Below are 18569 nucleotides of genomic sequence, written 5' to 3' on the forward strand. Positions count from 1 at the left end.
TGTCCCCTCCTTAATCTTCTTCTACGTCGAATTCTTTGTCAATTTTTCCAATAAGTTTTGCGTAGATAAAAATCAGTGCTACGAAAACATAAATTGAGCCTTGATGAGCAAACCAAAATCCAAGAGGGGTACCGCCTAACTTAATATTGTTCAGCGGTTCAACAAAAAGGATAGTTAAAACATATCCAAATATAAACCAGATGATTAAAATGTTTCGAATTAGACCTAAGTTTTTTTTCCAGTAGGCTTCGAGCCTTTCCTTATCGACCATAAAAACACCTCTCTAAAAATTATTAAAAAAACAAACAAGTTACCTTAAAGCACCTGCCGACCTATTTGTTTTATCACCTCCTTACTTTTTGCTTCCAAGGTGAAAAATTATATTTTAAACCCCCTGAGTTGTTTTATTAATATAATAATGTTTTATTGCTGTCAATAATTAAATTTTAATAAAATTGTAGTTTAGTAAACATAAAGTATACAGTGTACTGTATACAGTATACTAAAGTGAGTAACATATTGTTATAATAGTATTTTTTTTAGTATTTTTTCAATACATTGTTATATAAATAGCTAAATAAAAAAATTAAAAGTATAACATTTTTTTATTATAATTTTGATTAATTTTAATTATGAAAATTTTTCTGTTGTTTTTTTAGCCTATGTGCTATTATAAATATGAATGATTAATACATTATGTTGCATCTGATAATTTCAAAAGAGGTATACGGTATGATTTATGAAAGCATAACTAAGGCAAACAAAAACTATAAAAGAGATTTCTTACAACCGGAAGAGATTCAAGAATTAATGGAAAAGCCTTACATGGAAGTCGCTGACTATGTTGGTAAGAATTTTTTAGAGTGGATAGAGCCTTATAGAGAGGTGTTTGAATATACTAAGGTTCCAAGATATCAGTTTTTTAAGGGTGGAAAGTTTAATCCTTTTTATAATGTTATTGAAAAACATTTAAATACTAAAAATAAAAATAAGGCAGCTATTATTTGGAGAGGGTCTGATTATACAGAGAAAATATATACATATCAATCTCTTTCATTTGAGGCATCTAAACTTGCATACGCATTTAAAAAACTTGGAGTAAAAAAAGGGGATAAAGTTTTAATATACATTCCGAATATTCCAGAGGCTATTATTGTTATGCTTGCTTGCGTGAGAATAGGTGCAATACACGCTTTTTTTCATTTCAGTTATTCAGCCGATGCACTTGCTGAAAGGATAGATGACTGCAGAGCGAGCCTAATAGTAACAGCTAATTATAGCCTAACAGGCAATGAACTCGATATTAAAACTAAGGTCGATGCGGCGTTGAAAAAGTCTGAGCATCAGCCAAAACATGTGGTGGTTGTAGAGCGAATTCCAAAAAAGGTTCATATGAAGCCGTTGAGGGATATTTGGTATCATGATTTATTGAGTGATACTGACTTTAAGGAAGCTGTCAACCTGGAATCGACTATTTTAAGTTTTGATGACCCATTATTTATTATGATTACTACCACTCATTTTCCTGAGCCAAAAGGATTAGTTTATAGTGCTGCAGGATTTTTAGGCTGGGCTCACTACACATTTAAATTAATATTTGATCCTAAAGATGGTGATACTATTTGGAATACTACTGATATTGCATGGATGAATAGCCACAATTATAAAATATACGGGCCATTAATGGCAGGTGCTACTTCAGTTATGTTTGAGGATTCGATTCAGATGCAAAATGCCAGACGTTTTTATGGTATTGTAGAAAGGTACAATATTAACAAGTGCTATATGTCTCCAAGAATTATTAAAGCACTCATGAATGCAGATATGAAAAAAAAGGTTTTTGAGCGTGTAGATAGTCTTGAGCTTTTTTTCCTCGGTGGCGAACCTATAGAAGAGGATGTGCTTTACTGGTTGTATAGAAAACTTGGTAAAGATAAGCTCCCGGTTTTGAATATTTATTCAGTGACAGAGCTTGGCTCAGCAGTTGCAGCCCAATTGCCGGGTTTTTCAAAAGTTAAAAAAGATTCTGTAGGGCAGCCAATCCCCGGAGTAGACCTTGCAATTTATGACAGTATTACTAAAACGAAAATTAAATACCAAAATGAGAAAGGTTTGGTGTCTATAGAAAAACCTTTAATGTCTATGTGTACAAGTTTATGCCATGGAGAAGAATTATTTTACAAGACATTTTGGAAATATTTTGATGAAAAATATGTCTTTAGGGTAGGGGATGCAGGATGTTTTGATGAAGAAAGTCATTTTTATCTGTCAGGAAGGGTTGATGATATTGTTCATGTTGCGGGGAAAAGAATAAACCTTCAGCAGATAGAAGAGACAATAAATAAGCATAAATTAATAAAAGAATCTGCAATAATAATATTAAACGATGAAAAGAAGGGTGACTCTTTGATAGCCTTTTGTGTTTTGAAAAAAAATGTTGATGAAAGTAACTATAGCCTGATTATTGATGAAATAAATGAAGTTATTATTGAGGAGTTGGGAGAGCCGGTTTTACCACAGTATATTAAATTTGTTAGAGTATTGCCTAAGGGTGCAGACGGTGTAGTTTTAAGGGATTTATTAAAAGAGATTGCCATGCAGATGTAAGTTATTTAAGAAAATGGACATAAATTAGCAAATTCGCAGTTTATACATTTACTTGAGTCTGAAGTGATACATTTATTGACAATACCCAATCTTGTGATAGGGAAGTCAAACTTTAAAGGGTCGTCCGGTGCAATATTTTTAAAAAAAGCAGTTATTGCCAAACTGTTTTTATGTGTGCCCGCTTCAGAGCTAATTATTTGCAGTTTATTTGAAAATTTTAGAATATGTGTATCAAGTGGGTATAATAATTCTGATTTGTTATATTTTTTCCATAAACCGAAATCTATATCTGTGTCCCTCACCATCCATCTAAGAAACATTCTCATCCTTTTTAAAGCTGACCTTCCATACGTCGGAAATAGAAAAAAATATCCTGTTCCGGCATTGTTTTCTTCACCAAAACTTTTTGCCAATAACATAAATCGACTGAGGCTTTCTTCAACATTATTAGATAGGCTGTAAAAACAGCCCTCAATGCTGCCGTAATCTTTATATATTTTATTTAGAAATTTTACTAATAGGTAAATATCATTTTCAGTTTGAAATCTGTAATAGATATTTTTTTTGAGCGGTAAGTTAGCCGTTACTTCAGTGCCATAAACATCAAAGTAATTTCTTAAAAAATTCTGAATAAGTTTAACCTGACCGTAAGCAAACAGTGAAGAAACAAAGGCTATGTATTCTGTGTTACCTTTGTATGTTTTTGGAAATATTATTGGGTCAGTGCCGAGATAGCTCTCAGCACTGTATTTTTTATAAATTTTTTCAAAGAATAGGTTTAGATTATTGTTTTTTGTCAAATGTACCAGTTTCTCCGCACTGAGGACACTTTTTTGGCTTACATCTACCTTCTTTTTCATATCCACACTTTGAGCATACAAATACTGCCATCAATTGCCTCCTTTTTTACATTTTTCACATGTACCAAAAAGATTTAACTGATATTCTTCTACCTCTCCGTTTAAGCCGGAAAAACCGATATTTATGTCAAATATATCATGAACACTTCCACACTTTTTACAGTAAAAATGTGCATGGTTAGACAAATCCGGGTCAAATCTACTGCATTTTGGGTCAGTAGAGATTTGTCTTACTACCCCTGACTTTACCAAAACATCAAGAGTATTATATACCGTAGCAAATGAGAAACTTTTATCTTTTGATCTAAGTTGTTCATAAATTTCAACAGCTGAAGGGTGTGAAGTATTATTGTCAAGAAATTCAACAATCCACTGTCTTGGTTTCGTAATTTTAAAACCTTCTTTTTTAAGCGCCTCAATTGCTCTTTCTGTAAACATAGCATTCTCCTGATTTTATTTAAAGTAGCCCTTCAAAAGGTGTTAAACTTTTTCGCTTTATTTTAATTTTAGAAATATTATAGTTTAAAAACTTAAAAAATTCAACAAAATTAAATGTCCCGAGGTTGGAAACCCTCAACTTTAAATAATTTTTGCCAATTTCAATAAGATAATCTTTTAACTTAATCTCTTTTATATTTCCATTTTTACCCTTTTTCTGATAAAAGTCCTGGTTTAAATTTATGTGAGATTTTAGTATATCAAATGACGAATTGTCAAATTCATATTCAGCGATAAAGTCAGCACAAAGATTGATGGAGTCTGCATTATAATAGGTTTTAAAATATAATCCCTTTGGTAATATGCTGTTTAATTTGTGCAACTTCTCTTCTAAATTTTCTGGTATGATTTTAGTAAGTAAAATTTCATTTTCACCTTCAACTCCAACCGGTAGAGGATAAAGGTAACTGAGCTTTGGTTGTGGGTTAAAACCTTTTGAGTAGTCAAGCTCTATCGCTGCAATATTAAATGATTGAGATAGGACTCTATTTAAGTCTATTGCGGAAAAGAGTGAGCTAATATTTTTCTTGCTGAATACAAAAGCAATTTTCTCAAATACTTTTTCTTCTGTTAAGTTAGGTTTTGATATAAAAGAGGACTTAATGGCATCTATATTTTTTATTTCTTTGAAATCACAAATCCCGCAACCTTTACAGTTTGTTTCACGGCAATCATCTGTAGTCGTTTCAGATTTTGATTTTTCATATTCTTGCCACAAAAATTCTTTCGTAACTCCTGTATCAATATTATCCCACGGTAAAATATCATTTTTGTCAAAGGATTTCATCGCAGTCTCTTCAAACGTTAAACCGGCTTTTTCAAAACTTTTGAGCCAATTGTCAAAAATAAAATGCTCTGACCAACCGTCATAAATATTTCCCATACTTAAAGCATTAATTAATACCTTACCCATCCTCCTGTCACCGCGGGATATTGCTCCTTCAAGGATACTTTGATAAGGGTCGTGAAATTTAAATCTAATTTTTGTACTTTTTAAAGTTTCACTTAGAATGGTTTGCTTTCTTTTAATTTCATCTATGCTGTTTTGAGGAAACCATTGAAAAGGTGTGAAAGGTTTTGGAACAAAATTGGATACAGATACGGTAATGTTAAAACTTTTTCTAACTTTTCTTTTTATTTTTACGGCTAGGTTTGCTATCTCCAAAACATCTTCATCGGTTTCAAATGGCAAACCAATCATAAAGTATAGCTTTGCCCCGTTAAAACCGTTATTGGAGGCACAAACCACGGCATCAATAATCTCTTCTTCTGTCAAATTTTTATTTATGATATTTCGCATCCTTTGACTTCCTGCTTCGGGTGCAATTGTAAATCCAGATTTACGTACCTTTTTTAGCTCTTGAAAAATATAATCTTTTACTCTGTCTGCTCTTATGGATGGAAGGCTCAGAGATACTTTGTTATCTGAGAGCGCTTCTGAAAGTTTTAGTAGGAGTTCTTCAAGGCATGAGTAGTCAGCTGCGGAAAGTGATAAAAGGGATACTTCCAAGTACCCTGTATTTTTAATTTGTTCAATTGCATTTTCAATAATATCCGAAACGTTTCTTTCCCTTGAAGGCCTGTAAATCATTCCTGCCTGACAAAACCTGCAACCTCTAGTGCAACCTCGTGAAATTTCAATTGTTACTCTGTCCTGAACAATCGGCATGAGGGGGACAACAGGTTTTGTGACAGTGTAATCATTATGAAAATTTTTATATATATTTTTTCGGACAATTTTATTTTTTTGAAGAGCAGGTATGTAGGTAAATTTATATTCATTAATCTTTTCAAGTTTTTCTCTTCTTGTAAGTTTTTTATCATTAATATCATTTAAAACTTTTATTAGCTCTTCTTCCATTTCACCTATGAAAAAAACATCTATAAAATCTTCAATAGGCGCAGGGTTGACCACACAAGGCCCGCCTGCGATAACTATAGGGGAATTTTCAACTCTATCTTCTGATAAAAGTGGTATACCACTTTCAGATATGATTTTAAGCATATTTGTATAGGAAAGCTCGTACTGTAAAGAAAAACCAATAATGTCAAACTTTGATAAGGGTGTTTGGCTTTCAAGAGATACAAACAATTCTTTGCCAAATTCATCCAGAGCATCAACCCATGGCATAAAGAATCTTTCGCAAATAATATCTTTGTCCTGATTTAGGCGTTCATATAGTATTTTTATACCTAAGTGAGACATACCTACTTCGTAAACATCGGGGAAGATAAGGCAAAACTTAAGTGCATCTTCGTTATTTTTATGATATGAATTAAACTCATTGTTAATGTATCTCAGCGGCTTATTAACATTTAATAATTTTAAAAATTCCATATTTATTCCTTGACTTTTTAATACTCCGAAGGGGAGTTAAATTTTCTCATTTTTGCTGAATTTACAAGTCCCATCATTGCCATAAAAGTTATCATTGAAGAACCTCCATAGCTTACAAAAGGCATAGGTATCCCAACTACGGGCATTAATGATACTGTCATTGCAGAATTAACAAAAACTTGAAAAAATGTAACAGAGGCAACAGCAATACAAAGAATTTTTGCTGTTGGTTCACTTGTTTCAATGGCATTTTGAATAATTCTGTATATTAATAGAATGAACAGTAATAGTATAATACTGCCACCAATCAGGCCAAACTCTTCATTAATAAGTGAGAAGATAAAATCAGTATGTCTTTCCGGCAAAAATTTTAAGTGAGTTTGCGTTCCTTGAAGAAAGCCTTTTCCAAACATTCCTCCTGAGCCTATGGCGACTTTAGACTGTATTACATGGTAGCCACTTCCAAAAGGGTCTCTTTCAGGATTTAAAAAGGTGAGTACTCTGTTTTTTTGGTATTCTTTTAGGTTAAACCATAAGAATGGCATACTTAAAATAAATGTAAATAGACTAATAATAAACGTCCATTTAGTTACCCCTCTGTATAGTAAAACCATACCCCATACAGCTAAAAATATTACTGCTGTGCCAAGGTCAGGCTGTAAGAAAATAAGCAAAAAAGGGGGAAGTAAAATTAAAGATTTTTTTATGATATCAATAATTGTCAGATTATTTTCAGACAAATCACGAAAGTTGTAAGCTAAAATTATGACAAATATTATTTTGAATATTTCTGAAGGCTGTAGTCTAAAACCGCCTATATTTATCCACCTTTGAGCACCCATACCTACGTGTCCTATTATTAAAACGAGAATCAGAAGAATGATGCCTAACACATATAAAATATAAGCGTATTCTATCCATCTTTTATAGCTAACTGCAGAAAAAAATAAAAAAGCTAATATTCCAATACCAAACCACAATATCTGTTTTTTGTAATATGCGTCAAATGTCCCGTCTGACATGTCATAAGAAGCACTATAAATTGCCAAAATACCACATATGTTAATTAAAAAGATTATTAAAAGGAGTATAAAGTCAAAGTTTTTAAGTTGTCTTTTGTCAATCTGAAACATATTTTAAATCCACCATTTTATTTATTATTGCCCCGGCAAGAGCTGCTGCACTCTGGCTGCCCGAACCTCCGTGCTCAACCATTGCAATAAGGGCATATTGAGGTTGTTCAGCAGGGAAGACTGCTGCAAACCAAGAATGGTCCCTATATTTTTCAGGAATTTTATCATCATCGTATTTTTCAGTTTTTTTAAGGCTGACTACTTGTGCTGTTCCCGTTTTTCCTGCAACGGTAATTGACTCCACCCTTGCTCTATAAGATGTACCGTGCCTACCATAAACCGCTTCTGTCATCCCATCAAGAATAGATTTTTTTATCTTTTCCGGGATTGTGATATAGTCGTAAACTTCTGTTTTAGTTAAAATTTCTTCATTATCATCTATTATTGATTTTACAATGTGAGGTTTTAGTATTTTTCCTCCATTAAAAATTCCTGCAAACATATTTACCAATTGAATAGGTGTTACACTAATATAACCTTGTCCAATTGATGCAATAATTGTTTCCCCCGGAAACCAAATCTGGTTAAAGGCATTTTTTTTCCAATCTCTATTTGGGAATACCCCCTTTTTTTCATTGGGAATATCTACGTTAGTGTATTCTCCCAATTTAAATCTCTTAGCATATTCAGAAATTTTATCTATTCCTAACTGTAATCCTAAATTGTAAAAGTATACGTCGCATGACTCTGAAATCCCCTTTTTTAAGTCAACATCTCCATGCCCTGCAGTTTTCCAGCATTTGTATTCATAATTTCCAAACTCAAGTTTACCGTTACAAAAAAACTTGGAATCCGGAGTAATAGCTTTTTCCTTTAGCCCTATTAGTGCCATAAGAATTTTAAAAATAGAGCCGGGTGGATAATGGCTTTCAATAGCTCTGTTCAGCAGAGGTTTTTTATTATCTTTAATAAGCTTGTCCCAGTTTTCTTCAGTGATATATGGAATAAACTCATTAAGGTCATATGTAGGGGATGAAAATAAAAGTATTAATTCTCCTGTTTGTATATCTTCAACTACAATAGAGCCGCGTTTGTTTCCAAAAAGTTTTTGGGCAAATTTTTGAAGCCTGTAGTCCACGGAAAGCCTGAGCGATTTTCCGTTTACAGGGGGCTGAAACTCTATGGTATTTATCGTTTGACCTAAGCTGTCAACTTCAACAAATTTTTTGCCATCTTTACCTCTTAATATATCTTCATAAAAATATTCAACGCCTGTTTTCCCTATTAAATCTCCGGCGAAGTAATTTTGTTTTGTTTTTAAATCTTGCTCTGTAGTTTCTCCAAGATATCCAATTATATGGCTCATTGAGGTGCTATCCAGATAGTCTCTTACCGGGTCAAGTTTTATATTTACCCCCTGCAAATCTTCAATATTTTCACTGAAATATGACAACTCTTCAAAAGTTAATCCTCTGTATGCAAGAACTTCTTGGTAGTAGTATGCCTTTTTTAATCTTTTTTCTATTAATTCTTTATCGATGGGAATTTTTTGGTTTATTAAATTTAATAGATTATTTTTATCTTCAATATCTTCTCTTACGAGATAAAGGTTATAGCTTGGTTTATTTTTTACAATAATATTATCATTTCTGTCATAAATAAATCCGCGATCAGCTTTTACCCTTACAACTCTTATTCTGTTGTTATCTGCTATTTTTTTATATTTGTCATAGTTAATTATTTGCAGATAAAGCAGTCTGAGAAATATAATGAAAAAGCCGGCAAGTAAAAATGCAAAAAACACTACTGACTTTTTATTGTAAATCAAGTTAATCTTGTCTTCAAGCTTTCGAAATAACAACTTTGTGCCTCACTAAATAAAAGTTTATCAAATAATAGGTAATTAAATCTACGGCTGATGAAATTAAAAATTTAGTTATTTCCGTATCTTCAGCCTTCATAACTAAAAATACAAGTAAAAATTTATAAAATAAAATTGAGGTGGTTATAAAAGGTAAGTAACTATGACTTTTTTCATTTGTGAAAAATTTATCGTAAAAGCTTTTAAATATAAATATTATATAAAATATAAAAAATCCTACGCCAAAATAGCTTGGATATAGGTAGTCAAAAAGTAAACCGCCAATAAATATGTAAAAGATAAAGTCTTTAAACTTTTTCCCTGAGTTTAGATAAAGTAAGAAAAAAACAATTAAAAAATCAAAGTACTTAACAAAACGGTTATAAATTAAGAATACAACTGTTCCGATAAGGCATAATGTAGCATATTGTAAATATTTATTTTTTAACATTTTTTATAATAAGAGCGTTTTCTATTTTATTAAAGTTTATGAGTGGCTTTAGTATAATTTTTTGAAACAAATTACTTTCTGAATTTTCTATCTTAACTACTGTGCCAACAGGTATCCCTTTTGGGTAAACCCCACCTAACCCGGTTGTTATGAAAAGGTCGTTTATTTCAACAGGTTCTAACTTATCATAGTAGTCTACAAAAATACCACCTTTGCCATCCCCTTTAAGTATACCGGTAGTCCGTGTTTCAAAATTCATAACACTTACATTATTTGTTATGTCAAGTATGACTTTGACCAAAGACGAATTAATATATACATCGTCTACTTTGCCTACAAGCCCTGTGTGCCCCACAATCGTATCATTTACCTTGATATTATCTTTCATCCCTTTATCGATAATGAAATAACTGAGTGAATTGGTTAGGTTTTTTCCTATTATGTTACAGGCAACTGTATCAAAATTATACGCATCTTTAAACTCTAAAAGCTGTTTAAGCCTTTCGTAATCAGTTAGCTTTTCTTTCAATATACTTATTTCAAACTTGTAATTGTCCAGCTCTTTTTTTAAAAGTTCATTCTCTTTTTTTACATTTACGAGAAATATATAGTTGTTTACTAAGTTACCTATTGAGTTTGAGGTAATATAATAAGTATAGACAATCGGATTTAATATATTTCCCAAAATTCCCCTGAATGGTCCGGTAATCTTTGGGTTCTTAATTTGCACAACAATTAAGGCTGATACGAAAGCTAATATCAGAAAAAGGTATCTTTTTTTTACCATCAATTATTTAGTAAAAACATACTTTCTTTAGCAGTTTTAATTCGTCAAGTGCCTTTCCTGACCCAAGTGCAACAGCAGTTAGAGGGTCATCAGCAATAATTATTGGTAGCCCGGTTTCACTTGACAACCTTTTATCAAGCCCTTTTAATAGAGCTCCACCACCTGTTAAGACTATTCCTCTATCAACTATATCTGCTGATAATTCAGGCGGAGTTTTTTCAAGAGCAACTTTTACAGCTTCAATAATTTTTGAAACAGCATATTCGATAGCCTCTCTAATCTCAGCATCAGTAATCTCAATAGTTTTTGGTATGCCGTTTACCAAATCCCTACCTTTTATTTCAATACTCAAACTTTCTTCCAGCTCAAATGCAGAGCCAATTTTTATTTTTATTTGTTCGGCTGTATATGTCCCGATGAGCAGGTTGTATTTTCTTTTAATATAGTTGATAATTGCTTCATCCATTTCATCCCCACCAACCCTTACAGAGTTGGAGTATACTATACCGGACAATGATATTACTGCAATTTCAGTAGTCCCGCCTCCAATATCTACTATCATATTCCCGCAAGGCTCCTCAATTGGCAGGCCAGCACCTATTGCTGCAGCCATAGGCTCTTCTATCAGGTAAACTTCCCTTGCACCTGCTTGTATTGCGGAGTCTTTTACAGCTCGTTTTTCCACTTGAGTTCCACCTGAGGGGACGCAAATGATAATTCTCGGCCTAACTAAAGACCTTCTTTGATTAACTTTTTGAATGAAATATCTAATCATCTTTTCAGTTATTTCAAAATTGGCGATGACACCGTCCTTCATAGGTCTTATTGCAACAATATTTGCAGGAGTCCTTCCCAACATGCTTTTAGCTTCATTTCCTACTGCAAGCACTTCCTTAGTATCGTTGTTAATAGCCACAACGGAAGGTTCGCTACAGACAATCCCTTTACCCTTTATATAAATGAGTGTATTGGCAGTCCCCAAATCTATTGCCATATCATTAGAAAATATATCTAATATTTTTCCAAACATAAATCCTCCATCACAAAATTCTAAATAAGCATAATATCAGAATGTAATCTATAATTCAATGTATATTGTATAAAAATTGCTTTTTTATGACATAAGTATTTCTTCAATTTCAGCAAGTGAGTCTATAACAAACTTAATATGCTCATCTTTATCAACACCAAGCTCTAAAATCCCTTTTTCAATATCGTCTCTGTTGACACCTTTTGCAAATGATTTGTCTTTTAGCTTTTTCTTAACACTTTTGACTTCCAGATTTGATATTTTTTTGTCAGGCCTTACGTAACCGCAAGCCATTAAAAAACCACAAAGTTCATCAACTGCAAAAAGTGTTTTTGCCATAAGTGTTTTTCTGGGGGTATTGGTATATTCTGCATGCCCTAATATAGCTTGCAATATATCTTCATCTACCCCTTTATTTTTCAAAATTTCCACCCCTTTGTAAGGGTGTTCATCGATGCTTGGATACATTTCATAGTCAAAATCGTGTAACAGTCCTGTAAATCCCCACTTTTCAGTATCTTCACCAAACTTTTTGGCATAAGATTTCATTGCTTGTTCAACTGCAAACGCATGCTTCAAAAGAGAATTGGATTTGGTATATTCTTGTAAAATTGACAGTGCGGTTTCTCTATCTGTTTTCACTTTTTCCCCTTTTGTATAAAATAATGGTTCCTATAATTATCATTGCCATACTTGCCAAATGAGGTGCTCTGAAGATTCCAATCATAAGGTCATCGGCTCTAAATGTAGTTACAAAGCCTCTTATAATTCCATAAAATATGAGGTAAAGCCCTGTGATTTTACCAACTCCAAGATTTTTATCATTCTTCCACAACGTTATTAAAATAGCAGCACCGATGAAATTAAGAATCATTTCATAAAAAAAGGTGGGGTGCACGGGAAGTGTCCCAAAATCTTGGTATGCGGGGGGGAAGTATTTTTTTGGAAAACTTATCCCCCACGGCACATAATATTTTAATTCGTAAGCTTTGTTTTCAAATACTACAGTTATTTTTTTCCCGCTATCTATTAAATCTTTTATGGTGGAAATAGATATAGGATTATTTTCTATTTTTAATGAGGTCAAAACAGTTGCCCAAAATTCAGGGAATTTGTTTTTTAATGAAAATATAATGGATAAAGGGGTGATTGTGGGGACTCCATGGGCTTCACCGTTTGCAAAATTGCCAAATCTTCCAATTCCTTGAGCTAAAAGTAAGAAAGGCAATATTAAATCCCCAAGAAATATTAATTTTATTTTTTTTAGTCTTGTTATTAGAAGTAGAGTAAAAAAACCACCTATTATTCCGCCGTGTATCGCAAGTCCACCGTGCCATACAGCAAATATTTCAAAAGGGGTATTCTTATAAAATTCCCACTTTAACAATACGTAATATATTCTTGCCCCTAATATCCCTCCCATGAATGTAAAAAGGATAATATTTTCTATTTCATCAGGGTTGTATTTTAATTTCTTAGCCTTTTTTTTGGTAAAATAGATTGCCAATAATATCCCTATCAGATACATGAGGCTGTAATAACGGATTTCAAAGTTACCTATTTTAAAAATATACGGAAACATTACATAATCTCCTTGTTTACCTGGCTGCACTTTTAGATGCTATAAGTATTGCCATAAATATTAGAATTATTCCTACAAATTGATATTTGTCAATCCCTTCTCTAAAAAAAAGATAACCAAGTACTGCAGCACCAATGGGCTCACCTAAAGTGACAATTGCAACCATGCTGCTTTTAAGATGTTTTAATGCCCAATTTAACGATGTATGCCCAATTAACTGAGGGATAACAGCTAAAAGAAACATAAAAGTATATGAGGAAGGCTTATATCCAAGAAATGTTTGCCCGGATAAAAGGGAAATTAATAATAACGTTAAGGCACTGGCTGTATATGTTATTGTTATGTAAGGTATAATATCTAAGTTTTCCCTTACTTTACTTCCAATCATCATATATATTGCTGCTGCAATAGCGCCTATTATTGCAAAAATATCTCCGATTAAAGCATTTTTATCAAAGTTTAATGCATCATTTATATTAATATCGCCCATTGTTAAAACTATACTGCCGATAATAGATAATGCTATCCCTATGATAATATTTAAGTTTTGTTTTTCTTTAAGTAAAAAAAACGAGAGAATGCCGACAAAGATAGGGCTCGTTGTGACTAATACTACACTGCTTGCTATGGAGGTTAGTTTAATTGAAGTAAACCATGTATAAAAATGCACAGAAAGTATTGTCCCGGATATTATTGATAGTATAAAGTCTTTTCTGGTTATTGAGTGGATGGTATAGTGTTTAAACTTAAAAACAGATATAATTATTATACTTGCAAAAATGAGCCTATATGTTGCAATCATCAGTGGAGGTACATCGTCACAAAATCTTACAAAAATTGCTGCAAAGGATATTGAGATAACACCTGATAATAATATGAAAAAGATTTTTAGTTTCATCTCTTACTCCTTATTAATGCACTGCCTACTTCACTGACAAGCATAGCAATAATAATTATTGATGCACCAATATATTGATTAAATGTCAGTACTTCTTTACCAATTAAATAACCAAAAAAAGCGGAGGAAACAGGCTCGAGCGTAAAAAGGATTGCTGCTTTTGTGGGTGTTGTATATTTTTGCATGGCAGTTTGTATAAAGAAAGCTACTACTGTTGCTAAGAATCCGGTTAGTATTAGTGCAAAAATTGTATCTTTTTCAGGTTGTATTTTTATATCGATACCTGATGCGAAGGTAAAGATAATTGATAAAAAAGCTACAACAATAATTTGTACGGATGTTAATATGATGGTATCGTATTTTTTTGAGTAATAATCTGTGAGTATTATATGGATCGCAATTCCAAAAGCATTTATTATAGCAAATGACTCTCCAATTCCAAAAGTAAAATTACCCTGAAAGGAAATGAGGTATAAACCTATTGTTGACAAAATGACAGCGGCAATTGAAGTGGGATAAGGTTTTTTATGTAAAAATACATATGATAGTATTGGGACAAATAGTGTATAGATGCCGGTCAAAAAACCGGTGACAGATGCTGTAATATATTTTAAAGCGAAGGTTTGGAAATAAAACACTGTGAATAATACCGAACCCATAGATAGCCCTGCTAAAACAGACTCTTTGTTGACTTTATTTCTTCTAATAATTAAAAAAGGGGAAAGGATTAATGATGCAATTAAAAATCTATAGCTTATGAATAAGGAAGGGTCTACCTTTTCTATACTTTCCTTTACTATAATAAATGTACTACCCCATACTAAAGAAATAAATAAAAGGGATAGATCTGCCAAATACTCAAGAGCTTTTTTGTTCATAAGCCATAAACCTTATCTTTTTTAATTGAGGCAGCAAGATTGATATCACTATTAGAATCATTCCAGCTACTTTTATATGGTTGACTTTTTCGGAAAGTATAAAAACGGATGCCAATACAGTAATAACAGGCTCTATAGATGAAAATATTGATGCATAAACAGCTCCGATGATTTCTACTGAAACATACAAAAGTGTTATTGCCAAAAAAGTTGACACTAAAGATAACCCTAAGATAAGCAAAAATGTGGTTTGGTTTATGGGTAATAAGTAGTCAGCTTTAAAAGCAAACGGTATGGAAGCAAAAAGTATTACATAATAACTAAATGTAAGTGGTTTTTGGGTTTTTAGAGAATATTGGATAAAAATAAGATAGAAGGAGAAAGTTATTGCTGCACCTAATGCACACAAAATACCAAAAAGTGAATATTTGTTGGAAAATGCATCGTAAAATATTAAACAGCTTCCTAAGCTTATTAATCCTAATGATATCGATGTAACTACATTTAGTCTGTACTTAAAAATAATTATTGATAAAACAGTTACAAAAAGGGGATACATATATAAGATCAAAGCTGCACTTGAAACTGACGTGTATTTAACAGCAAGGAAAAATAGACTACTTTGGGTAAAATAGAGTAAAGAACCGGCAAAAAATGCTTTTAGTAGATTTACTTTCTTTATGATAAACAGCTTATAGTCCTTAATTATAAAATAAATCGTAAAAATTAAAACCCCCAACATAAATCTAAAGAAAAGCATATCGGATGTAGTTATTCCAAGTTCGTAACCAATCTTTGCAAAAATTGCTAAAAATGCAAAACAGACAGCCGATAAAATTGCGGCTATTGCCCCTTTAATCATTTTATTGTCCTTTAAAAAAGTTAATATGTAATAATTTATTATTAACACAAAATCAAATGTATTTTTTGGAGTGTTCTTATAATTTTAAAAGCCTCTTATCAGAAATTATATCAACAAATAACAAGAAGTTAAAAAAGTAGACTAATATTCTTAGTTTGGAAGTGAAAAAATAACTTTTCAAAATAATTCAAATGTATATTATTGAATATATATCTAAATAAGGAGGACGTAATGGAAAAAGTTGTGATTGTGGGTGGTGGCCCTGCCGGTCGTGTATTTGTTCATGGATTGCATAGTTCAAACAAAAAGTTTGATGTTACGTTAATTAAAGATGAGCCAATAAATGTTAATAGGTGTGCTGTGCCTTATGGGATAGAGGATAGTAAGCCAGTTGAAAAGTATTGTATTCCAAATAGCTTAGTTACGGATTTTGGTGCTAAATTGGTTATAGATACAGCAGATTATATTGACACGAACAATCAAACAGTAAAAACTTTGAATAGTGGGTCTTTCAAATATGATTACCTGTTGCTTGCTACAGGTTCAAAGCCGATTATCCCAAATATCGAAGGTGTGAATTTGAAAAATATAATATCAGTAAGGTCAAAGTCCGACATGGAGATGTTGAGGCTTTATTCGAAAGAATGTAAGAAGTGTGTGGTTATTGGTGGTGGGTATATTGGTGTTGAGGTTGCCGTTATTTTAAAGAAACTTGGACTTGATGTCACTATTGTTGAAATGCTTCCTCATATTCTGCTTTCGACTATTGATGATGATTTTGTTAATGAGATTGAGTCACATGTTAAGGAAAATGGTATAAACTTAATGACAAACAGCAAGGCTGTGAGATTTGAAGGGGATAAAAAAGTAGAAAAGGTTGTTTTTGAGGATGGTACGAAGGTTGATACAGACTTTGTTGTAGTTTCGATAGGTGTTACTCCAAATACTGAATTGGCTGAAAAATCAGGCATTGTTGTCTCAAGGTATGGTATAGTTACAAATGAGTATCTTCAAACAAATGTTGAAAATATATATTCAGCTGGAGATTGTGCTGAAAAGAAATCTTTTATTACTAAAAAACCTACTCGTGGAGAGTTTGGGACTAATGCAGTTTTCATGGGTAAAGTTGTTACCAAAAACATTATTGGAAAAAAAACCGTTTTCCCAGGTGTTATAAATGCTAACGCATCCACTGCGTTTTCTTACAGCTTTGGTTCGGCAGGGTTGATTTATAAGATAGCTAAGAGTGAGGGGATAGACGTAGTCGTTGGTGAATCGGAAGTGATGGATATGTATCCAATGATGGATGGTGTTAAGAGTATAAAAACAAAGCTTGTTTTCAATAAAGATAACGGTAAATTAATAGGTGGAGCTGTATTGAGACATGGGCACTGTACTGCTGGAAATGTTGATTTTATATCCTTTGGGATTCAGATGGGTGCTACGGTTGACGACTTATTGAATTATCAGTATACTACACATCCTGAGCTTGCTGCAAAACCTTCGGATAATACCTATATGTTTGCAGCAAGAGATGCACTGAAAAAGATGTAGGTATGTTTTCCTCTCTGGTGTGATTACGTACTGTACCACACCAGAGAGTGTTTAGAAATTGGTAAAATGACTATTAAGCTTAAGTTTAAATAAATATAACTTAGATAGGGATAAAATTGTAATTTTATCTCTCAATGTGGTTGAGCTATTGATTTGATATTTGAGTAGAAAAAAGTTCTATTGAGTAATTTAGCATAACTTGTTATAATAATGTTAAGTATTACTTTCAAAAAGTTAAAAATAACTTGACAGAAAGTAATGTTTGATTAAAATAAAATATAATTATATTTTGGAGGCCAATATGTCTTTAATGGAAAAGTTTTGGGAAATGGCGAAAGATAAGAAGGGAACAGTAGTGTTGCCTGAAGGGAATGATGAGCGAACAATTGATGCTGCTCATACTATTTCAAAAAATGGTTTGGCAAAAGTCATTGTCCTTGGTGAACAAGAAAAGGTTGAGCAAATTTTTAAATCTAAAGGTTATCCTGTTGATTGTGAAATAATTGAGCCAAAAAGTAGTAAATATTATAATGATTTTGTTAATGAGTATTATGAAAGAAGAAAGTCTAAAGGGATGACCCTTGAAGAGGCACAAGCTACTATGTGTGATGTCAACTATTTTGGTTGTATGCTTGTGGAGAAAGGGATTGCAAATGGTGCTGTTACCGGAGCTTGTCATACTACTGCTGATGTCTTGAGGGCTGCTATAAGGGTTATTGGTACAAAGCCCGGCATGAAGACGGTTTCGAGTTGCTTTATTATGGTTACCCCTAAGAAAGAATTTGGTAAAGATGGAGCGGTTATATTTGCCGACTGTGCAGTTAACCCTAATCCTGACGCAAGAACTTTGGCTGAAATAGCACTTGCAACTGCTGACAGTTGTAAGGCTTTTTTGGAAGTTGAGCCTAAGGTTGCAATGTTATCCTTTTCTACGAAGGGGAGTGCGAGTCATCCTGATGTGGATAAAGTTTTAGAGGCTTTAAAAATTGTTAAAGAGATGAATCCTGAACTTAAAGTTGATGGTGAATTGCAGGCTGATGCTGCACTAATCAAAAGCGTAGGGGAGAGAAAAGCACCTGGCAGTGATGTAGCCGGCAGTGCTAATGTCTTAATATTCCCTGATTTGGATTCAGGTAACATTGGATATAAATTGGTTGAAAGAGTGGCTTCTGCTGAGGCTATAGGTCCTATTATTCAAGGTTTGAAAAAGCCTGTAAATGACTTGTCTCGCGGATGTAAATATATGGATATAGTAAATGTAGCAGCTATTACTATGGTTCAGTCATAGGG

The 18569-nt window shown here is 32.7% G+C and carries 17 protein-coding genes; 3 read left to right on the plus strand and 14 right to left on the minus strand.

What is annotated here, in order from left to right; all coding sequences use genetic code 11:
- Positions 1-10: 10 nt before the first annotated feature.
- On the minus strand, positions 11-271 hold the full coding sequence (locus LF845_RS06770) for a DUF4212 domain-containing protein (RefSeq protein ID WP_242820249.1): 261 nt from the start codon (positions 269-271) through the stop codon (positions 11-13).
- Positions 272-732: 461 nt separating this feature from the next.
- On the opposite strand from LF845_RS06770, the gene LF845_RS06775 reads away from it, so the two are divergent.
- Complete coding sequence (locus LF845_RS06775) at positions 733-2607, plus strand: AMP-binding protein (RefSeq protein ID WP_242820250.1); 1875 nt, start codon at positions 733-735, stop codon at positions 2605-2607.
- A gap of 5 nt (positions 2608-2612) precedes the next feature.
- On the opposite strand, the gene LF845_RS06780 is transcribed toward LF845_RS06775, so the two are convergent.
- The 13 genes from LF845_RS06780 to LF845_RS06840 form a co-directional block, all read right to left on the minus strand.
- Positions 2613-3407 (minus strand): TIGR02757 family protein, encoded by a 795-nt coding sequence (locus tag LF845_RS06780; RefSeq protein ID WP_242820251.1) that lies wholly within the window; start codon positions 3405-3407, stop codon positions 2613-2615.
- Complete coding sequence (locus LF845_RS06785; protein ID WP_242820252.1) at positions 3391-3498, minus strand: RCKP-type rubredoxin-like domain-containing protein; 108 nt, start codon at positions 3496-3498, stop codon at positions 3391-3393. Before LF845_RS06785 ends, LF845_RS06780 begins: the two co-directional genes overlap by 17 nt.
- Positions 3498-3905 carry a Fur family transcriptional regulator gene (locus tag LF845_RS06790; RefSeq protein ID WP_242820253.1) on the minus strand — a complete coding sequence of 136 codons (408 nt, stop codon included), beginning with the start codon at positions 3903-3905 and terminating at the stop codon, positions 3498-3500. Before LF845_RS06790 ends, LF845_RS06785 begins: the two co-directional genes overlap by 1 nt.
- 19 nt (positions 3906-3924) lie before the next feature.
- A complete protein-coding gene (locus tag LF845_RS06795) occupies positions 3925-6303 on the minus strand; it encodes a TIGR03960 family B12-binding radical SAM protein (protein WP_242820254.1) in 2379 nt (792 codons plus the stop codon).
- A gap of 17 nt (positions 6304-6320) precedes the next feature.
- Positions 6321-7436 carry a rod shape-determining protein RodA gene (gene rodA / locus LF845_RS06800; protein ID WP_242820255.1) on the minus strand — a complete coding sequence of 372 codons (1116 nt, stop codon included), beginning with the start codon at positions 7434-7436 and terminating at the stop codon, positions 6321-6323.
- Positions 7423-9237 carry a penicillin-binding protein 2 gene (mrdA, locus tag LF845_RS06805; protein WP_242820256.1) on the minus strand — a complete coding sequence of 605 codons (1815 nt, stop codon included), beginning with the start codon at positions 9235-9237 and terminating at the stop codon, positions 7423-7425. Before mrdA ends, rodA begins: the two co-directional genes overlap by 14 nt.
- 437 nt (positions 9238-9674) lie before the next feature.
- Positions 9675-10475, minus strand: coding sequence for a rod shape-determining protein MreC (mreC, locus tag LF845_RS06810; RefSeq protein WP_242820257.1), 801 nt, complete (start codon positions 10473-10475; stop codon positions 9675-9677).
- Positions 10476-10482: 7 nt separating this feature from the next.
- On the minus strand, positions 10483-11505 hold the full coding sequence (locus LF845_RS06815) for a rod shape-determining protein (protein WP_242820258.1): 1023 nt from the start codon (positions 11503-11505) through the stop codon (positions 10483-10485).
- Positions 11506-11589: 84 nt separating this feature from the next.
- Positions 11590-12147 (minus strand): HD domain-containing protein, encoded by a 558-nt coding sequence (locus LF845_RS06820; RefSeq protein WP_242820259.1) that lies wholly within the window; start codon positions 12145-12147, stop codon positions 11590-11592.
- Positions 12134-13087: a prolipoprotein diacylglyceryl transferase gene (lgt, locus tag LF845_RS06825; RefSeq protein WP_242820260.1), complete on the minus strand. Its 954-nt coding sequence runs from the start codon at positions 13085-13087 to the stop codon at positions 12134-12136. Before lgt ends, LF845_RS06820 begins: the two co-directional genes overlap by 14 nt.
- A 16-nt stretch (positions 13088-13103) precedes the next feature.
- Positions 13104-13985: a DMT family transporter gene (locus tag LF845_RS06830; RefSeq protein ID WP_242820261.1), complete on the minus strand. Its 882-nt coding sequence runs from the start codon at positions 13983-13985 to the stop codon at positions 13104-13106.
- Positions 13982-14863 carry a DMT family transporter gene (locus tag LF845_RS06835; RefSeq protein WP_242820262.1) on the minus strand — a complete coding sequence of 294 codons (882 nt, stop codon included), beginning with the start codon at positions 14861-14863 and terminating at the stop codon, positions 13982-13984. The genes LF845_RS06830 and LF845_RS06835 overlap by 4 nt, the downstream gene beginning before the upstream one ends.
- The gene (locus LF845_RS06840) at positions 14844-15725 is read right to left on the minus strand and encodes a DMT family transporter (RefSeq protein ID WP_242820263.1); all 882 of its coding nucleotides are present in this window, start codon (positions 15723-15725) and stop codon (positions 14844-14846) included. The genes LF845_RS06835 and LF845_RS06840 overlap by 20 nt, the downstream gene beginning before the upstream one ends.
- 231 nt (positions 15726-15956) lie before the next feature.
- On the opposite strand from LF845_RS06840, the gene LF845_RS06845 reads away from it, so the two are divergent.
- Positions 15957-17279 carry an NAD(P)/FAD-dependent oxidoreductase gene (locus LF845_RS06845; protein WP_242820264.1) on the plus strand — a complete coding sequence of 441 codons (1323 nt, stop codon included), beginning with the start codon at positions 15957-15959 and terminating at the stop codon, positions 17277-17279.
- A 301-nt stretch (positions 17280-17580) separates the two neighbouring features.
- Positions 17581-18567 (plus strand): phosphate acetyltransferase, encoded by a 987-nt coding sequence (gene pta / locus LF845_RS06850; RefSeq protein WP_242820265.1) that lies wholly within the window; start codon positions 17581-17583, stop codon positions 18565-18567.
- Positions 18568-18569: the final 2 nt, after the last annotated feature.

It is taken from the genome of Deferrivibrio essentukiensis, from assembly GCF_020480685.1.
GTDB lineage: Bacteria > Chrysiogenota > Deferribacteres > Deferribacterales > Deferrivibrionaceae > Deferrivibrio > Deferrivibrio essentukiensis.

Excerpts from the sequence above, each read along its gene's own strand:
- rodA (WP_242820255.1), bottom strand. The coding sequence starts at position 7,436 with ATGTTTCAGATTGACAAAAGACAACTTAAAAACTTTGACTTTATACTC.
- LF845_RS06815 (WP_242820258.1), bottom strand. The coding sequence starts at position 11,505 with ATGTTTGGAAAAATATTAGATATATTTTCTAATGATATGGCAATAGAT.
- LF845_RS06775 (WP_242820250.1), top strand. The coding sequence starts at position 733 with ATGATTTATGAAAGCATAACTAAGGCAAACAAAAACTATAAAAGAGAT.
- mreC (WP_242820257.1), bottom strand. The coding sequence starts at position 10,475 with ATGGTAAAAAAAAGATACCTTTTTCTGATATTAGCTTTCGTATCAGCC.
- pta (WP_242820265.1), top strand. The coding sequence starts at position 17,581 with ATGTCTTTAATGGAAAAGTTTTGGGAAATGGCGAAAGATAAGAAGGGA.
- lgt (WP_242820260.1), bottom strand. The coding sequence starts at position 13,087 with ATGTTTCCGTATATTTTTAAAATAGGTAACTTTGAAATCCGTTATTAC.
- LF845_RS06790 (WP_242820253.1), bottom strand. The coding sequence starts at position 3,905 with ATGTTTACAGAAAGAGCAATTGAGGCGCTTAAAAAAGAAGGTTTTAAA.
- LF845_RS06830 (WP_242820261.1), bottom strand. The coding sequence starts at position 13,985 with ATGAAACTAAAAATCTTTTTCATATTATTATCAGGTGTTATCTCAATA.
- LF845_RS06795 (WP_242820254.1), bottom strand. The coding sequence starts at position 6,303 with ATGGAATTTTTAAAATTATTAAATGTTAATAAGCCGCTGAGATACATT.
- LF845_RS06770 (WP_242820249.1), bottom strand. The coding sequence starts at position 271 with ATGGTCGATAAGGAAAGGCTCGAAGCCTACTGGAAAAAAAACTTAGGT.
- LF845_RS06845 (WP_242820264.1), top strand. The coding sequence starts at position 15,957 with ATGGAAAAAGTTGTGATTGTGGGTGGTGGCCCTGCCGGTCGTGTATTT.
- LF845_RS06840 (WP_242820263.1), bottom strand. The coding sequence starts at position 15,725 with ATGATTAAAGGGGCAATAGCCGCAATTTTATCGGCTGTCTGTTTTGCA.
- LF845_RS06785 (WP_242820252.1), bottom strand. The coding sequence starts at position 3,498 with ATGGCAGTATTTGTATGCTCAAAGTGTGGATATGAAAAAGAAGGTAGA.
- LF845_RS06835 (WP_242820262.1), bottom strand. The coding sequence starts at position 14,863 with ATGAACAAAAAAGCTCTTGAGTATTTGGCAGATCTATCCCTTTTATTT.